This is a genomic window from Vreelandella halophila, from assembly GCF_019903425.1.
Classification (GTDB): Bacteria; Pseudomonadota; Gammaproteobacteria; order Pseudomonadales; family Oleiphilaceae; genus Halospina; species Halospina halophila.
Genome location: NZ_JACHUZ010000013.1, coordinates 1,734,962 through 1,751,184, shown reverse-complemented (window position 1 = coordinate 1,751,184; position 16,223 = coordinate 1,734,962). Strand labels below are relative to the sequence as shown.

The 16,223-nt window shown below is 63.6% G+C and carries 17 protein-coding genes; 1 reads left to right on the top strand and 16 read right to left on the bottom strand.

Features of this window, described 5'->3' with window-relative positions; all coding sequences use genetic code 11:
- Positions 1 to 7: 7 nt before the first annotated feature.
- The 11 genes from pal to aspS form a co-directional block, all read right to left on the bottom strand.
- The gene (gene pal, locus H4I92_RS12420; protein ID WP_077530897.1) at positions 8 to 598 is read right to left on the bottom strand and encodes a peptidoglycan-associated lipoprotein Pal; all 591 of its coding nucleotides are present in this window, start codon (positions 596 to 598) and stop codon (positions 8 to 10) included.
- A gap of 78 nt (positions 599 to 676) precedes the next feature.
- Complete coding sequence (tolB, locus tag H4I92_RS12415; protein ID WP_077530896.1) at positions 677 to 1,990, bottom strand: Tol-Pal system beta propeller repeat protein TolB; 1,314 nt, start codon at positions 1,988 to 1,990, stop codon at positions 677 to 679.
- 6 nt (positions 1,991 to 1,996) lie between these two features.
- On the bottom strand, positions 1,997 to 2,854 hold the full coding sequence (locus H4I92_RS12410; RefSeq protein WP_077530895.1) for a cell envelope integrity TolA family protein: 858 nt from the start codon (positions 2,852 to 2,854) through the stop codon (positions 1,997 to 1,999).
- Between the two features lie 34 nt (positions 2,855 to 2,888).
- On the bottom strand, positions 2,889 to 3,326 hold the full coding sequence (gene tolR / locus H4I92_RS12405; RefSeq protein WP_245800896.1) for a protein TolR: 438 nt from the start codon (positions 3,324 to 3,326) through the stop codon (positions 2,889 to 2,891).
- A gap of 18 nt (positions 3,327 to 3,344) precedes the next feature.
- A complete protein-coding gene (gene tolQ, locus H4I92_RS12400; RefSeq protein WP_077530894.1) occupies positions 3,345 to 4,031 on the bottom strand; it encodes a protein TolQ in 687 nt (228 codons plus the stop codon).
- 9 nt (positions 4,032 to 4,040) lie between these two features.
- A complete protein-coding gene (ybgC, locus tag H4I92_RS12395) occupies positions 4,041 to 4,466 on the bottom strand; it encodes a tol-pal system-associated acyl-CoA thioesterase (protein WP_077530893.1) in 426 nt (141 codons plus the stop codon).
- Entirely contained in the window at positions 4,463 to 5,482 is a 1,020-nt protein-coding gene (gene ruvB, locus H4I92_RS12390) for a Holliday junction branch migration DNA helicase RuvB (protein ID WP_077530892.1), read from the bottom strand. Before ruvB ends, ybgC begins: the two co-directional genes overlap by 4 nt.
- A gap of 136 nt (positions 5,483 to 5,618) precedes the next feature.
- Entirely contained in the window at positions 5,619 to 6,242 is a 624-nt protein-coding gene (gene ruvA / locus H4I92_RS12385) for a Holliday junction branch migration protein RuvA (protein ID WP_077530891.1), read from the bottom strand.
- A gap of 12 nt (positions 6,243 to 6,254) precedes the next feature.
- Positions 6,255 to 6,770, bottom strand: coding sequence for a crossover junction endodeoxyribonuclease RuvC (ruvC, locus tag H4I92_RS12380; protein ID WP_077530890.1), 516 nt, complete (start codon positions 6,768 to 6,770; stop codon positions 6,255 to 6,257).
- Complete coding sequence (locus tag H4I92_RS12375; RefSeq protein ID WP_077530889.1) at positions 6,767 to 7,519, bottom strand: YebC/PmpR family DNA-binding transcriptional regulator; 753 nt, start codon at positions 7,517 to 7,519, stop codon at positions 6,767 to 6,769. Before H4I92_RS12375 ends, ruvC begins: the two co-directional genes overlap by 4 nt.
- A 12-nt stretch (positions 7,520 to 7,531) precedes the next feature.
- Entirely contained in the window at positions 7,532 to 9,316 is a 1,785-nt protein-coding gene (aspS, locus tag H4I92_RS12370; RefSeq protein WP_077530888.1) for an aspartate--tRNA ligase, read from the bottom strand.
- Positions 9,317 to 9,516: 200 nt separating this feature from the next.
- Here aspS and fabR point away from each other — a divergent pair, with 200 nt between their 5' ends.
- On the top strand, positions 9,517 to 10,128 hold the full coding sequence (gene fabR / locus H4I92_RS12365; RefSeq protein ID WP_077530887.1) for an HTH-type transcriptional repressor FabR: 612 nt from the start codon (positions 9,517 to 9,519) through the stop codon (positions 10,126 to 10,128).
- Positions 10,129 to 10,198: 70 nt separating this feature from the next.
- On the opposite strand, the gene H4I92_RS12360 is transcribed toward fabR, so the two are convergent.
- The 5 genes from H4I92_RS12360 to guaB are packed head-to-tail and all read right to left on the bottom strand — an operon-like array spanning position 10,199 to position 16,135.
- On the bottom strand, positions 10,199 to 11,542 hold the full coding sequence (locus tag H4I92_RS12360; RefSeq protein WP_077530886.1) for a UDP-glucose dehydrogenase family protein: 1,344 nt from the start codon (positions 11,540 to 11,542) through the stop codon (positions 10,199 to 10,201).
- Positions 11,543 to 11,553: 11 nt separating this feature from the next.
- Entirely contained in the window at positions 11,554 to 12,558 is a 1,005-nt protein-coding gene (galE, locus tag H4I92_RS12355; protein WP_077530885.1) for a UDP-glucose 4-epimerase GalE, read from the bottom strand.
- Positions 12,555 to 13,058: a tRNA adenosine(34) deaminase TadA gene (gene tadA, locus H4I92_RS12350; protein ID WP_077530884.1), complete on the bottom strand. Its 504-nt coding sequence runs from the start codon at positions 13,056 to 13,058 to the stop codon at positions 12,555 to 12,557. Before tadA ends, galE begins: the two co-directional genes overlap by 4 nt.
- Positions 13,059 to 13,070: 12 nt before the next feature.
- On the bottom strand, positions 13,071 to 14,648 hold the full coding sequence (gene guaA, locus H4I92_RS12345) for a glutamine-hydrolyzing GMP synthase (protein ID WP_077530883.1): 1,578 nt from the start codon (positions 14,646 to 14,648) through the stop codon (positions 13,071 to 13,073).
- A gap of 23 nt (positions 14,649 to 14,671) precedes the next feature.
- Positions 14,672 to 16,135, bottom strand: coding sequence for an IMP dehydrogenase (gene guaB / locus H4I92_RS12340; RefSeq protein ID WP_077530882.1), 1,464 nt, complete (start codon positions 16,133 to 16,135; stop codon positions 14,672 to 14,674).
- Positions 16,136 to 16,223: the final 88 nt, after the last annotated feature.

Sequence of the window (16,223 nt, the reverse complement as noted above, 5' to 3'; positions counted from 1 at the left end):
CATGGGCTTATTCGTAGTTGATCTCAACCCGGCGATTCTCAGCCCAGGCTTCTTCGTCGTTGCCTTCAACCGCGGGCTGCTCCTCGCCGTAGCTGACGGTCTCGATCTGGTCCTCGGAGACGTCGTTCACGCGCAGGAAGCGGGCCACGGATTCCGCACGACGCTCACCCAGGGCCATGTTGTACTCACGGCTGCCACGCTGGTCGGTGTGGCCTTCAAGTACGACACTGGCATCGTCGTCTTCAGCCAGGTAAGCCGCATGCGCTTCCAGGATGGACTGGGACTCACGACGGATCTCGGAGCTGTCGAAATCGAAATAGATGGTGGAAGCGGCCTGCATGGCCTTTTCCTTCGCCTGATCCAGGGACTTCTGCGCACGCTCTTCCGCCGTCATGTCCTCTTCAGAGACGCCGCTGCCGTCACCGGCACCGTAGGCATCGCTGGAGTCAGCATCGGAATCACCCTGCTGCTCCATATCGCTCTCTTCCATACCGTTGGACCCAGAGCCCTCCGGTTCGGTTGCAGTTGAGCTGCAACCCGCTACGAAGAGAAGGGCAAAGCCCAGCATCAGTACACGGTTCTTGAGAAGATCGGTCATTGGCCTTCCTTTTTGGTTTTCCGGTTTTGGATTACGCTTAATGTAGGATGTTCCTGATAATACTGCAAACATCAGGATTTACTCCGCCAGCGGCGACCACGCGGGATCGCGGATGCCATCGTGCCTGACGGGCAGCGTGAAACGCGCATTCCCGTCAACCGTGGTCATCTCCAGCGCTCCCTTGCGCCCGCCGGCATTGGTGACGTAGAGCACCAGGCGCCCATTGGGTGCCATAGCCGGTGCCTCGTCAATTTCGGAGCCGGAGAGCACACGTTCCTCCCCGGTCTCCAGATCCACCGAGCCGAGCAGGAAGCGCCCATCGGCCCGGTGAATGTAGAAAAGTTCCTCGCCTTCCGGCCCGTAGATCGGATGGGCGTTGTAGCTGCCTTCAAAGGTCAGGCGCTCGGGCTCGCCCCCACTCAGGGACTGGATGTAGATCTGGGGATTGCCCGAGCGATCGGAGGTGAAGGCAAAGCGTTCACCGTCCGGTGACCAGCTTGGCTCGGTGTTGATGGAGTAATGCCGGGTCAAACGCCGTGGCTCCAGGCTGTCCAGGGGCATCTCGTAGATGTCCGCACTGCCGTCCTTGGACAGCGTCAGCAGCAGTGACTCCCCGTCCGGCGACCAGTCCGGGGCCGAGTTGAGCCCCTTGAACTGAGCAATCCGGCGCCGCTCGCCACTGCTCACCACCTGCCGGTAGATGGCAGGGCGGCCACCCTCGAACGACGCGTAGACCAGTTCCTTACCATCCGGCGACCACTCCGGGGAAAGGATCGGCTCACTGGAGCGCAGCAGAACCTGATCCCGATACCCATCCACATCACTGATCTTGAGCCGGTATTCAACGTCATTACCGCTGCCCGTGCGCGTCACAAAGGCAAGCCGGGTGTTGAAGATACCGGGAATCCCTGTGACCCGCTCATAGATGCGGTTGCTCACATGATGTGCCAGCGTGCGCAGTTCCGAAGGCGCGGCGGATGCCCGCGACCCAAGCAGCCGTTCCTGCTGGCTGACGTCGAACAGCTCATAGCTGAGGATGTAGCGGTTGCGTTCCGCGTCAAAATCCATCTCCCCAACCAGTACAAACTGCTGGCCCAGAACCCGCCAGTCCCGGAAGTGGATGTCATCCCCAGACGTCGGAAGACTGAGCATCCGGGACGGCTCAAGGGTCTTGAGATCACCGCTCATGGTCAGGTTGTCCCGGATAATCGTGTCCAGATCCTCCGGGGCATCCCGGGAATGGTTGCTCCCGAAAGGCACCACGGCGATGGGCATGCGCTGGTCCGCGCCCTCGGTAACGCGCACCACCATGTCAGCCTGCGCCACGAGGGTCGTCAGCATCAGACAGATCAGTGTCAGCACCTGGCCGGCTCTGCAATGGATCCTGGTCATGCTCGCCTACTCCTCGGGGCTGAATTCAATCGTAATACCACCACGGAACAGTTCATTGAACAGCGCTGAGTCATCCGGTGTCGGGAAGCTGTCCACCCGCCTGACCGCACTCATAGCTGACTCATCCAGTTGCTGACTGCCACTGCCATCCACCAGCTCCACTGAGCGCAACTCGCCCGTGGGCAGAATCTCAAGCCGCAGCCTGACCACCCGGTCTTCATTGCCCGGTGGTATATACCAGCTGTTCTGTACTTTCTGCTGGATCAGCACGTTGAAGCGTTTGCGTTCATCCGCTATGTCTACACCATCCATGCTGGAGGCGTCGACCTCAGCGCCCTGCTCCTGCTGCTCTTCATCCTCAGTCCTGGCCTCTTCCTCCGCGGCCTGCTCCGCCATTTCCCTGAGGCGTTCCTCCTGTTCCGAACGCCGGTCATCCTCCGGCTCCGGTTCTGGTTCTGGCTCCGGTTCTGGCTCCGGCTCCGGCTCCGGCTCCGGTTCTGGCTCCGGCTCCGGCTCTGGCTCCGGCTCTGGCTCCGGCTCTGGCTCCGGCTCCGGTTCTGGCTCCGGCTCTGGCTCCGGCTCCGGCTCCGGCTTTGGCTCAGGCTCCTGTTCCTGCTGCCGGGCTTCCACAACCCGAGCCTGAACGGCCTGGGGCTGCTGGAACTCCGGCTCCTGGGTCCGCCAGTCCCAGCCGGCCACCGCCAGGATCACGATCAGCAGGTGCAGCCCGACGGACCCCATGAAGGGCCACTTCCACTCCCGGAGCTCGGCTTCGTCCATCCCCAGAAGCCGGCTCCACAGCGGAATCGCCCTGTCCCCCAAGGCGCCCGCGGCCTGGATGATGCGTTGCCAGTCCCGTTTCATCGCGCTGACGCACCGTCCTGACCGAATCCGACCATCACTCGTCCTCCGGTGGCTCAGTGATCAGTCCCACTTGGCTTGCCCCGGCGCTCTGGAGGGACGACATCAGGCGGATCACCGTCCCATAGCGCACATGCTGGTCACCGCGCACATAGACGTCCGCGTCCGGACGTTCTGCAAGGATGGCGGCCACCTCGTCCACAACCGTGGCCAGGGACTTGGGCTTTCCGCGGTCATCCCCGACTTCCAGGAAATAACCACCGTTGGAATCCACCGAAATGATCACCGGCTCCTTTTCCGTATCCACCGGCAGCGGTTCCGCCTCGGTGCTCGGCAGATCCACGTCCACCCCCTGGGTCAGCATGGGCGCGGTGATCATGAAGATCACCAGCAGCACCAGCATGACGTCAATGTAGGGCACCACATTCATCTCGGACATCGGCGCCTGGCGCGAACGGCGTGGGCTCATATCCATGGCATCATCTCCCGGCGGTCACCCGCTGGCTCCGTGGCTGTGCACTCTCCGATGGAGGATGCTGGCGAATTCCTCGGCAAAGGTCTCATAGTTCTTGATCAGCGAATCCGTCTGGGAGGTGAAGCGGTTGTAGGCCACCACCGCCGGAATCGCTGCGAACAGGCCCATGGCCGTGGCAATCAGCGCCTCAGCGATGCCAGGCGCTACTGTCTGCAGCGTAGGCTGCTGCACCTGCGCCAGCCCGATGAAGCTGTTCATAATGCCCCAGACTGTGCCGAACAGGCCCACATAGGGGCTCGTAGAGCCAACCGTTGCCAGGAACGGCAGGTTGGCTTCCAGGCGCTCCAGCTCCCGTGCCAGAGCCACCTTCATGGCCCTCTGGGTACCATCCATCACCGCCTCGGCATCATGGCTCTGCTGGCGCAGCCGCGTGAACTCCTTGAAGCCGGCCCGGAAGACATTCTCCACCCCACCATGAGGCGCCGGGCTCCCGGTCACCTCCTTGTACAGCTGCCCCAGGTCCATGCCGGACCAGAAGCGCTCCTCGAAAGCCGCCTGCTCCTGCCGGGACTGGCGGTAGATCCGGATGCGCTGGAAGATCAGCCCCCAGGATCCAATGGACGCCAGCAGCAACAGCAGCATGACCAGTTGCACAATGATCCCGGCATTGGCGATCAGCGACCAGACCGAAAGATCTCCCTCCACGGAATGCTCCTATTCGTTGTTGGGTTTCAGTGTCCTGTTCACCAGGGCCTGGATGTCCTCGGGCATGCGCCGCGGCCGCCCTGAGGGCAGCTGGACGCAGGCCACTTTCACTTCGCCGCCAACCAGCAGCTCGCCCTCCGGCTTGCGGCGGGCTTGCTGGCGGAACGTCATGGCGGTGCGGGTACCGGCGATGAGATCCGCCGACACCAACAGCTCGTCATCCAGGAACGCCGGCTGGTGATACTGGACGTTGAGGCTGTGCACCACGAAGGCCACACCTTCGCTCTCCAGGCGTCCGCGCAGCGCCAGGCCCTCGGAGCGCACCCACTCGGTGCGCGCCCGTTCGAAATACTTCAGGTAATTGGCGTAGAAGACGATGCCCCCGGCATCCGTGTCCTCCACATAGACCCGCACCGGCCACTGGAACCCGCTCATCGGGCCGCCTCCCCTTCCGGTGCATCAAAACCGAAATGGAGATAGGCGTGCTGGGTTGCCATGCGCCCCCGCGGCGTGCGCATCATGAAGCCCTGCTGGATCAGGAAGGGTTCAAGCACGTCCTCGATGGTGCCCCGTTCCTCGCTGATGGCCGCAGAGAGGCTTTCCACCCCCACGGGCCCGCCGCCGAACTTCTCGATCAGCGCCAGCAGCAGGCGCCGGTCCATATGGTCGAAACCCTGATAGTCCACCTTGAGCATGTTCAGCGCCTGGTCCGCAATGGCTTCCGTCACCCGGCCGTCGGCACGGACTTCCGCAAAGTCCCGCACACGGCGCAGCAGCCGGTTGGCAATGCGTGGCGTGCCACGCGAGCGGCGCGCGATCTCGCGGGCGCCACCGTTTTCGATCTCGATGGACTGCAGCGCCGACGACCGTTCAATGATGTGCGTCAGGTCCTCGGTGCTGTAGAACTCCAGGCGCTGGACAATACCGAAGCGGTCCCGAAGCGGTGAGGTCAGCAGCCCGGCCCTGGTCGTGGCCCCCACGAGCGTGAAGGGTGGCAGATCCAGCTTGATGGAACGCGCCGCCGGCCCTTCGCCGATGACGATGTCCAGCTGGTAGTCCTCCATGGCCGGATACAGCACCTCCTCGACGGCGGCGCTCAGACGGTGGATCTCGTCGATGAAAAGCACATCGCCTTCTTCCAGGTTGGTCAGCAGCGCCGCCAGATCCCCAGCCTTCTCGAGCACAGGGCCGGAGGACGCCTTGATGGTGCTGCCCATCTCATTGGCGATGATATTGGCCAGTGTGGTCTTGCCCAGACCGGGCGGACCGAAGATGAGCACATGATCCAGGGCCTCGCGCCGACCGCGCGCGGCGCCCACAAAAATCTCCATCTGCTCGCTGACGGTGGGCTGCCCCACATACTCGCGCAGCGTATTCGGGCGTATCGCCCGGTCCTGGTTGTCTTCGCCCGGCTCCGACTGGCCGGAAATCAATCGATCGGATTCAATCATGCCGCGTTTCCTGCCACCGGCTCTGTCACGCCTATCTGGCCTTGCGGACCATCCTGTTCAGCGCCTGCATTTTACATTCTGTGATGCGTCAATCACGTTACGTGAATGTCAGCTGTGGAGCCAGAATTAAAAGGCTTTAACGGTTCATCATATTCTTCAGCGCCAGCCGGATCAGTTCCTGGCTGGTCATGCCGTCCTCGGCCACCGCCTGGAGCGCCCTGCCCGCTTCCTGAGGGCGATAACCCAGTGCGATCAACGCAGCCTCCGCCTCTTCCCGGGGGCTCGCGGACACGGGTTCGATACCGGGCAGCTCGCTGACCGCCTCCTCGCGCGTGGTGCCGGTCGGGCTCTTTTCCAGCTGACGGATGCGATCCCGCACCTCGATCAGCAGCCGTTCCGCGGTCTTCTTGCCCACACCAGGCACCTTGACCAGGGCGGCCACGTCGTTGTCCTCCACCACGCGGATGAAGGCGTCCGCCTCCAGCCCGGAGAGAATGGCCAGGGCCAGCTTGGGCCCCACGCCACTGGTGCGGATCAGCAGCCGGAAGAGCTCACGCTCGCCCTTGTTGGCAAAGCCATAGAGCTGCTGGGCGTCCTCGCGTACGGCCAGGTGGGTGTAGAGCACGGCTTCCTGGCCGGTATCCGGAAGGCGGAAGAAGGTGGTGTAGGGAATGTCCACTTCGTAACCCACACCCCCGGCTTCGATCAGGGCGTCACCGGGCTGTTTCTCGATCAGGATGCCGCGGATGCGACCGATCATGGCGAGTCTCCTTCAGCGTGCGCGCCCGTTGCGACTGCTGGACGCGCCTGTTCGTGCCAGCCCCTGGCGCAGATGCGCGTGGCACAGAGCGATGGCCAGGGCATCGGCGGCATCCTCGCGGGGCTGACGGGTGAGTTTGAAGATGGCCTGGACCATATGCTGGATCTGGTGCTTATCGGCACTGCCCTTGCCCACCGCCGCCTGCTTGACCTGGCGGGCGGAGTATTCAGCCACGGGCAGACCCGCGTTGGCGCCACAGACAATGGCAACGCCACGCGCCTGTCCAAGTTTTAAAGCGGAATCGACATTACGGGAGAGAAAAACCTTCTCGATGGCCATTTCTTCCGGTCGGTAGGTCTCGATGATCTCGGCGAGCCCGGCGTGGATCGTCTGGAGGCGCTCCGGCATGCTCTTGTCACCCATGGTGATGCAGCCGCTGTCCAGGTATTCCAGATGGCGACCATGGCTGCGGATGACACCGTAACCGGTGACCCGTGAGCCGGGGTCAACGCCCAGGATGATGGTCATGCGTTCCCGTAGCGCTCCAGCGCCGCCTCGGGGAAGTCAGCATTGGTGTAGACGTTCTGCACATCGTCCAGGTCCTCGAGCCGGTCGATCAGCTTGAGGTTGGTCTCCGCGCCCTCGTCGTCCAGCGCCACTGTCGTCATGGGCACCATGCTCACCTCGGCGTGATCAGGCTCCAGCCCGGCCTGCTTCAGGGCATCCTTCACGTCCATATACTGCTCGGGCGTGGTGATCACGTCCTTGGAGCCGTCCTCGTTGACCCGGACATCCTCGGCACCAGCCTCCAGGGCCGCCTCCATGATGGTGTCCTCGTCATACTCCGGACTGAAGCTCAGCGTACCCTGGCGGGTGAACAGGAAGCCCACGGAACCGTCAGTACCCAGATTGCCGCCGTGCTTGCTGAAGGCGTGGCGTACGTCCGAGACCGTACGGTTCTTGTTGTCGGTCATGGCCTCCACGTAGATGGCAACGCCACCTGGGCCATACCCCTCGTAGGTCAGCTCCTCGTAGTTCTCGCCATCGGTGTTGCCGGCGCCGCGCTCGATGGCGCGGTCGATGCTGTCCTTTTTCATGTTGTTGCTCAGTGCCTTGTCCACGGCACTGCGCAGGCGCGGGTTATCCTCCGGCGCCGGTCCGCCCTCCTTGGCGGCCACATAGAGTTCACGGATCAGCTTGGTGAAGATCTTGCCCCGCTTGGCATCCTGTGCCGCCTTGCGGTGCTTGATGTTCGACCACTTACTGTGTCCGGCCATGGCTTGCCTCGCTCAGTTGCTCTCGTCCTGATCGCTCTTCGCGCTGCGGCGCAGGCGGATGTGCAGCTCACGCAGCTGCTTCTCGTCCACTTCGCCGGGCGCGTCCGTCATCAGACAGGTCGCGTTCTGGGTTTTCGGGAACGGAATCACATCACGGATGGAGCCGGCACCAGTCATCAGCATCACCAGCCGGTCCAGGCCGAACGCCAGGCCACCGTGGGGCGGCGCGCCAAAGCGCAGGGCGTCCAGCAGGAAGCCGAACTTCTCGCGCGCTTCCTCCTCGCCGATGCCCAGGCTGTTGAAGACCACGTTCTGGGTGGCTTCGTCGTGGATACGGATGGAGCCGCCGCCCAGCTCGGTGCCGTTGAGCACCATGTCGTAGGCCCGCGACAGGGCGCCCGCCGGGTTGTTCTGGAGCTCCTCGGCGGAGACCGGCGCGGTGAACGGATGGTGCAGCGCGTGCAGCTTGCCGTCGTCGTCCTCCTCGAACATGGGGAAGTCGACGACCCAGCAGGGGGCCCATTCGCCTTCCACCATGCCCAGGTCATGGCCCAGGCGGACACGCAATGCGCCCAGGGCCTCGTCCACCACGCCGGCCTTGTCGGCGCCGAAGAAGACAAGGTCACCGTCGGTGGCCTCGACCCGGTCCATGATCGCCAGGGTCGCCTCCTCCCCGAGGAACTTGACGATGGGCGACTGCAGGCCCTCAATGCCGGCGGAACGGTCGTTGACCTTGATGTAGGCCAGCCCCTTGGCGCCGTAGATGCCGACGAACTCGGTGTAGTCGTCGATCTGCTTGCGGGTCAGTTCACCGCCACCCGGCACACGCAGGGCCGCGACCCGCCCTTTCGGGTCCTTCGCCGGGCCGGAGAAGACCTTGAAGTCCACTTCCTGGACCAGATCCTCAACGTCGACCAGCTCCAGCGGGATCCGCAGGTCGGGCTTGTCGCTGCCGAAGCGGCGGATGGCCTCGGCGTACGGCAGGCGCGGGAACTCGGGCAGGTTCACGCCCAGCAGGTCGCTGAAGAGGTTGCGCACCATGCGCTCCATGGCGTTCATGATGTCCTCTTCCGTGACGAAGGAAGCCTCCACGTCCACCTGGGTAAACTCGGGCTGGCGGTCCGCCCGCAGGTCCTCGTCGCGGAAGCACTTGGCAATCTGGTAGTAGCGGTCGATGCCGGAGACCATCAGCAGCTGCTTGAACAGCTGTGGCGACTGCGGCAGCGCGAAAAAGCTGCCCGCATGGGTACGGCTCGGCACCAGGTAGTCGCGGGCACCTTCCGGGGTGGCACGGGTCAGCACCGGCGTCTCAACGTCCATGAAGCCTTCGCTGTCCAGGAAGTTGCGCAGGTAGCTGGTCACGCGCGAGCGGAAGCGCAGGCGCTGGGCCATCTCCGGGCGGCGCAGGTCCACGTAGCGGTGGCGCAGGCGCACGTCCTCGCCCGCCTCGGTGTACTCGTCCAGCGGGAAGGGCGGCGTGGCGGCCTCGTTGAGGATCTCCAGTTCCTTGCCGAACACTTCCACCTGGCCGGTGGCCATATGGTCGTTCTCTGTCCCTTCGGGGCGGCGGCGCACGCGGCCGGTAATCCGGATGACGTACTCATTCCGCACCCGGTCCGCCTGGGCAAAACTGTCCGGGGTATCCGGATCGAACACCACCTGGGCGATGCCATCCCGGTCCCGGAGGTCGAGGAAGATCACGCCACCGTGGTCCCGGCGCCGATGGACCCAGCCGCAGAGCGTTACTGTCTCGTCAATGTGGGATTCGTTGATTCCGCCGCAATAGTGACTGCGCATACCCGTTGGTTCCTGTTTGCCTGAGGCTTCCGCCGATTGAGTTAAAGGCCAGTATTATAACGGCATCAGCCGGCGAAGTCAGACCATGACGACGTGATCGGGCGCACGTGCGACGCGGCTTTCGCCGCATTCGTGACGCGAAGGCCTGCAACGGCTACCATTAGCGGCGATTGAAGGATGATGAGAGGAGACAGCCCGGGGTGTCCGTTCGCGCTGAACAGAAACTCAGGACACGCCGTGCCCTGATGGATGCGTCGTTACGCCAGCTCAGCGCCGACCGTGGTTTCGGCAGCCTGAGCCTGCGCGAAATCGCCCGCGAGGCCGGCATTGCGCCCACCTCGTTCTACCGGCATTTCACGGACCTGGATGAACTAGGCCTGGCCCTCGTGGACGAGGCCGGCGTGGCCCTGCGCCAGCTGATGCGCCAGGCCCGCAAGCGCATCGAGCGCGAGGGCGGTGCCATCAATGCCTCCGTGGAAACCTTCATGGAGTACCTCACGGACAACGCCAACCTGTTCCGGCTGCTGCTGCGCGAGCGCACCGGCGTCTCCCGCATCTTCCGCACCGCCGTACAGGCGGAGATCGACCATTTCGTCACGGAGCTGGCGGAGGACCTGGAAAAACTGGCGGCGGACAAGCAGCGCCCCCTCTCGGACGCCCACATGGTCGCGGAGTCCATGGTGGTACTGGTCTTCCACCTGGGGGCGGAAGCGCTGGACGCGCCGGCCAAACAGCGCGCCCAGCTAAAGGATAAGCTCAAGGTTCAGCTGCGGATGATACTGGTCGGCGCCCAGGCAATGGCCAAAACGTAAAGAACGTCTGGAGCGGCGACGCTCAAAGCGCACGGAGCGCAACGCAGAAACCCGCCACACCAGGCGTTCTTCAACGTGTGCCGAACTGGTTGAGACCCCGCCCAATGGCGTAGTAACTCAGGCCGTGGCGCCCCAGCATTTTCTCGTCGTACAGGTTACGCCCGTCGAAGACCACCGGCGAGCGGATAGCGGCCGCGATCTGAGCGAAGTCCGGTGAGCGGAACTCCTTCCACTCGGTGCAGATCACCAGGCAGTCCGCACCCTTGAGGGCCTGTTCCTTGGTACCGCAGAGCTGCAGCTCCGGCTGGTCCGGGTAGATCCGCTGCGTCTCTTCCATGGCTTCCGGATCGAAGGCCTGAACCCTGGCACCTGCGGCCCAGAGTTTCTCCATCAGAACCCGGCTGGGCGCCTCGCGCATGTCGTCAGTCTTGGGCTTGAACGAAAGCCCCCAGAGCGCCACGGTCTTACCCGCCAGATCGCCGCCGTAGTAATGGCTGACCTTGTCGAAGAGCACATGCTTCTGGTCGTTGTTAACCGCCTCAACGGCGTCCAACAGGCGTGCCTCGTAGTCGTATTCCCGGGCGGTCCAGGCTAGCGCCTTGACGTCCTTGGGGAAACAGGAGCCGCCGTAACCACAGCCCGGGTAGATGAAGTGGTAACCGATGCGCGGGTCCGATCCCATGCCACGGCGCACGCATTCAATATCCGCGCCCAACCGCTCGGCCAGGTTCGCCACTTCGTTCATGAAACTGATCTTGGTGGCAAGCATGGCGTTGGCCGCATACTTGGTCAGCTCCGCCGAGCGCACATCCATGAAGATGACGCGCTCGTGGTTGCGATTGAACGGGTAATAGAGCTCGCGCAGCAACTCCTGGGCCCGTTCGCTCTCCGTACCCACGATGATGCGGTCCGGCTTCATGAAGTCGTCGACCGCCGCGCCTTCCTTGAGGAACTCGGGATTGGAGACGACATCAAAGTCGAGATCGGCGCCCCGCTCCCGGAGTTTGCCACGCACCGCCTCGCGCACCTTGTCCGCGGTTCCCACTGGCACCGTGGACTTGTCGATCACGACCTTGTAGTCGTTCATATGCTCGCCGATGCTGCCGGCTACGGCCAGGACGTACTTCAGGTCCGCAGAACCGTCCTCATCAGACGGGGTCCCCACCGCGATGAACTGCAGCTCGCCGTACTCAACCGCCTCCGCGACGTCGGTGGTGAACTGCAGCCGGCCGGCCCCGGTGTTGTGCGCCACAATGGGTTCCAGCCCGGGTTCGTAGATGGGAATGATGCCATCGCGCAGGCGGTCGATCTTGGCCTGGTCCACGTCCATGCACATGACATGGTGCCCCACCTCGGCCAGGCAGGCACCGGTGACAAGCCCGACATAGCCGGTTCCGAAAATGGTGATGCGCATGCTGCTGTTCCTTACTGATCCGTTGAGTTCTTCTGGCGCGCCTGCCAGTGGCGTTCCCAGTCAAGCGCGGTCTGCACGATGGTGTCCAGATCATCATAGGCCGGAGCCCAGTCGAGACGCTGGCGGATCCTGGCGTTGTCCGCCATCAATGCCTCCGGGTCGCCGGCACGGCGGTCAGTTTCCGTTACGGGGAAGTCCACGCCCGAGAGGCGTTTTACCACATCAATGACCTCGCGCACGGTGAATCCGCGCCCATAACCGCAGTTGAGCACCTCGGAGCCGTTGCCCCGCTCCATGTGCTCGAGGGCCCGGACATGGGCACTGGCCAGGTCCTCCACGTGGATGTAGTCCCGGATGCAGGTGCCATCCCGTGTACTGTAATCCGTGCCGAAGATCTGCATGCCCTCACGGGCGCCGGTGGCGCATTCGCAGGCGACCTTGATCAGGTGCGTGGCTTCCGGGGTGGCCTGGCCGAGGCGTGTCTGCGGGTCCGCGCCGGCCACGTTGAAGTAGCGCAGGATCACGTAGTCCAGGTCACTCGCGGCGGCGAGATCCATGATCATACGCTCGCTCATCATCTTGGAGGCGCCATAGGGGTTGATCGGCGCCAGCGGCAGGTCCTCGGTCAGCACCTGCTGGTCCGGCATGCCGTAGACGGCCGCCGTGGAGGAGAACACGATGCGGTCCACCCCGTGGCGACTCATGGCACCCAGCAGGTTCAGGGTATTGCGGGTGTTGTTGCTGTAATACTTGAGCGGATCGGCCACTGACTCCGGCACGATGATGTGGGCGGCGAAGTGCAGGACAGCGGCAAAGTTATTCGCCGCGAAAAGGGCCTCCAGGGCGTCCGGGTCGGCAAGGTCGCCCACGACCAGCTCACCATGCGTCACGGCCCATTCATGGCCAGTGGACAGGTTGTCGAACACCACCACGTCGTACCCTGCCTCGCCCAGCTGGCGCACCACATGGCTTCCAATGTAGCCGGCCCCGCCGGTCACCAACACCCTGTCTGTCACTCATCCTCTCCTTCTGAATCATTCCGGCGTTTTTTCTTCTCGGCCCGGCGGCGGGCAAAGAAGGCCGTAAGCTGGTCGCGGCACTGTGATTCGCAAACGCCCTCGCGGACCCCAATCTGCCAGTTCATGTGCTCCGCTTCCAGCATTCTGGCCTGGGAGCGGATGGCACCGGCCTTGGGTTCACGCGCACCGAACACCAGGGTCCCGACGCGGGCGTGCACAAGGGCACCAGCGCACATGGTACAGGGCTCAAGAGTCACATAGAGGACCGCATCGGTCAGCCGGTAATTGCCGACCCGCTGCGCCGCATCCCTGAGCGCCCGAACCTCCGCGTGCGCGGTCGGGTCATGGCCGGAAATGGGCTGATTGAACCCCTCGCCCACAGCCACCCCATCGAGAACGACCACCGCACCCACGGGCACCTCGTCCAGCGCTTCCGCCTGTTCCGCGAGTGCCAGTGCGCGGGCCATCCAGGCTTCGTCAGCCCCTTCGGTGGTCATGGGCAGACCCGGTTATTCCCACTCGATGGTCGCTGGTGGCTTGGAGGACACATCGTAGGTGACCCGGGATATACCCGGAATCTCGTTAATGATCCGGCTCGAAACCGTCTCGAGCAGCTCGTAGGGCAGATGGGCCCAGCGGGCGGTCATGAAATCCAGCGTCTCCACGGCGCGCAGCGCGATCACGTATTCATAGCGGCGGGCATCCCCAACCACGCCCACGGACTTCACCGGCAGGAAGACGGCAAAGGCCTGACTGGTGTGGTGGTACCAGTCGTAGTTGTGCAGCTCCTCGAGGAAGATCGCATCAGCCTCGCGCAGCATGTCCGCGTAATCCTTCTTCACCTCGCCCAGGATGCGCACGCCCAGACCCGGCCCCGGGAAGGGATGGCGGTAGACCATGTCATAGGGCAGGCCCAGCTCCAGGCCGATCTTCCGGACTTCGTCCTTGAACAGCTCACGCAACGGCTCCACCAGCTTGAGCTTCATGGTCTCGGGCAGACCGCCTACATTATGGTGGGACTTGATGACCGTGGCCTTACCACTACGCGACTGGGCGGACTCCACCACGTCCGGGTAGATGGTGCCCTGGGCGAGCCAGTCCACGTCCGTGATGGTCGCCGCCTCTTCGTCAAAGACCTCGATGAAGGTATTGCCGATGAGACGCCGCTTCTCTTCCGGATCCTGGACGCCCTCGAGACGGGACAGGAACCGATCCTCGGCATTGTGGTGGATGACGTTGACACCCATGTTGCGGGCGAACATGTCCATCACCTGCTTGCCCTCGTTGAGCCGCAGCAGGCCGTTGTCCACGAACACGCAGGTGAGCTGGTCGCCGATGGCGCGATGCAGCAACGCGGCCGTTACGGAGGAATCCACGCCGCCCGAGAGGCCGAGCAGGACTTTGCCACTGCCGACTTTCTCGCGGATCTGCTGGATGGCGTCCTCGACGATCTCGGCGGGCGTCCAGAGCGCCTCGCAGCCGCAGATATCCAGCACGAAATGGGAAAGGATGCGCTGCCCCTGAAGCGTGTGCGTCACCTCGGGATGGAACTGGACACCGTAGAGCCGACGGGAGGGGTTCTGCATGGCGGCGACCGGCGCACTGCCGGTGGCTGCCAGAACCTCAAAGCCCGCCGGTGTCTCAACCACCTGATCCCCATGGCTCATCCAGACATCCAGCAGACGTTCACCGGCATCTGTCACGTGATCGGAAATGCCATGAAGCAGATCGCTGTCCGCGGTGACCCGGACCTGGGCATACCCGAACTCACGCTTGTCGGAGCCGGCAACACGCCCGCCCAGTTCCTCGGCCATCGTCTGCATGCCATAGCAGATACCGAGAACCGGCACGCCCAGCTCGAACAGCCCCTCGGGAGCCCTGGGACTGCCCATTTCGGTAACGGACTCAGGCCCACCGGCGAGGATGATCCCGCTCGGCGCGTACTCACGCACCTCCTCCGGGGTGGCATCAAAGGGCCGGATCTCGCAGTAGACGCCGATCTCTCTGACCCGGCGGGCAATCAGCTGAGTGTACTGGGAACCAAAATCAAGGATCAGTATGCGGTGATCGTGGATGTTCCGGGTCATGCGGGCCTCTGGTTGTGGCGGACTCAGCTGATGCGATAGTTGGGCGCTTCCTTGGTGATGGTCACGTCATGCACGTGGCTCTCCCGGACACCCGCGTTGGTGATGCGCGAGAACTGCGGCTTGGTGCGCATCTCCTGCATATCAGCGCAGCCGGTATAGCCCATGGCCGCCTTCAGGCCACCCATGAGCTGGTGCACGATCGACTTCATCGGCCCCTTGCAGTCCACGCGACCTTCGATGCCTTCCGGCACCAGTTTGTCGATGCCCTCAGCTGCATCCTGGAAGTAGCGGTCGCTGGAGCCCTGCCCCATGGCGCCCAGCGAGCCCATGCCACGGTAAGCTTTGTAGGTGCGGCCCTGGTAGAGCTCAACCTCGCCCGGCGCCTCGTCGGTACCCGCCAGCAGGCTGCCCGCCATGACGGTATGGGCCCCTGCCGCGATGGCCTTGGCGATGTCCCCGGAGAAACGGATGCCGCCGTCGGCCACCACCGGAACATCACGGTTCCGCAGTGCCTCCGCCACGTTGGAAACGGCACTGATCTGGGGCACCCCGATACCCGCCACGATACGGGTGGTGCAGATGGAGCCGGGGCCGATACCGACCTTGACGCCATCCACGCCGGCATCCGCCAGTGCAATGGCCGCCTCGGCGGTAGCGATGTTGCCGCCGATCACCTGCAGATCCGGGTAATGTTCCTTGACCCAGCGGACCCGGTTGATCACGCCCTGGGAGTGGCCATGGGCGGTGTCCACGACAACCACGTCCACCCCGGCCTCGACCAGCGCATCCAGCCGCGCCTCGGTGTCACCACCGGTGCTGACGGCCGCGCCCACGCGCAGATGCCCCTGGGCATCCTTGCAGGCATCCGGGTAGTCCTCGGATTTCTGGATGTCCTTGACGGTGATCAGGCCGCGCAGCTCAAAGTCGTCGTTGACCACCAGAACCTTTTCGATGCGGTGCCGGTGCAGCAGGTCCTTGATGTTCTGGACGTCCTCACCCTCGCGAACGGTTACCAGTTTCTCGCGCGGGGTCATGATCTCTGATACCGGCGTATCCATACCGCTCTCAAAGCGGATATCGCGGCCTGTCACGATGCCCACCAGGTCGCGACCATCCACCACCGGAAGCCCGGAGATGCGGTTCGCCGAGGTGATCTGAACCAGCTCGCGCACCGTGGTGTTGGGCGACACGGTCACCGGATCCTTGACCACACCACTTTCGTATTTCTTGACCTTGCGGACGGCGGCGGCCTGCTGCTCAATGGTCATGTTCTTGTGGATCATGCCGATGCCACCGACCTGCGCCATGGCAATGGCCAGATCCGCTTCGGTCACCGTATCCATGGCCGCCGAGACCAGCGGCACATTAAGCTGGATCCCCCGGGTCAGGGGCGTTCGCAGATCCACCTCGTTGGGCATGACATCGGAATAGCCGGGGACGAGGAGTACATCGTCGAAGGTAAGCGCTTCTTCCGCGATTCGCAGCATTGGGTCCGCCTTATCAACTTGCCTTCCGGGGTTCTCTCTGGTTCACTCCGGTGCTGCGCACACCTCGGCAGACACGCTTCGGAAAACC

Bases quoted from the DNA above. Each gene is read 5' to 3' on its own strand.
- pal (WP_077530897.1), bottom strand. From the start codon at position 598: ATGACCGATCTTCTCAAGAACCGTGTACTGATGCTGGGCTTTGCCCTT.
- tolB (WP_077530896.1), bottom strand. From the start codon at position 1,990: ATGACCAGGATCCATTGCAGAGCCGGCCAGGTGCTGACACTGATCTGT.
- H4I92_RS12410 (WP_077530895.1), bottom strand. From the start codon at position 2,854: ATGAAACGGGACTGGCAACGCATCATCCAGGCCGCGGGCGCCTTGGGG.
- tolR (WP_245800896.1), bottom strand. From the start codon at position 3,326: ATGGATATGAGCCCACGCCGTTCGCGCCAGGCGCCGATGTCCGAGATG.
- ybgC (WP_077530893.1), bottom strand. From the start codon at position 4,466: ATGAGCGGGTTCCAGTGGCCGGTGCGGGTCTATGTGGAGGACACGGAT.
- ruvB (WP_077530892.1), bottom strand. From the start codon at position 5,482: ATGATTGAATCCGATCGATTGATTTCCGGCCAGTCGGAGCCGGGCGAA.
- ruvA (WP_077530891.1), bottom strand. From the start codon at position 6,242: ATGATCGGTCGCATCCGCGGCATCCTGATCGAGAAACAGCCCGGTGAC.
- ruvC (WP_077530890.1), bottom strand. From the start codon at position 6,770: ATGACCATCATCCTGGGCGTTGACCCCGGCTCACGGGTCACCGGTTAC.
- H4I92_RS12375 (WP_077530889.1), bottom strand. From the start codon at position 7,519: ATGGCCGGACACAGTAAGTGGTCGAACATCAAGCACCGCAAGGCGGCA.
- aspS (WP_077530888.1), bottom strand. From the start codon at position 9,316: ATGCGCAGTCACTATTGCGGCGGAATCAACGAATCCCACATTGACGAG.
- H4I92_RS12360 (WP_077530886.1), bottom strand. From the start codon at position 11,542: ATGCGCATCACCATTTTCGGAACCGGCTATGTCGGGCTTGTCACCGGT.
- tadA (WP_077530884.1), bottom strand. From the start codon at position 13,058: ATGACCACCGAAGGGGCTGACGAAGCCTGGATGGCCCGCGCACTGGCA.
- guaA (WP_077530883.1), bottom strand. From the start codon at position 14,648: ATGACCCGGAACATCCACGATCACCGCATACTGATCCTTGATTTTGGT.
- guaB (WP_077530882.1), bottom strand. From the start codon at position 16,135: ATGCTGCGAATCGCGGAAGAAGCGCTTACCTTCGACGATGTACTCCTC.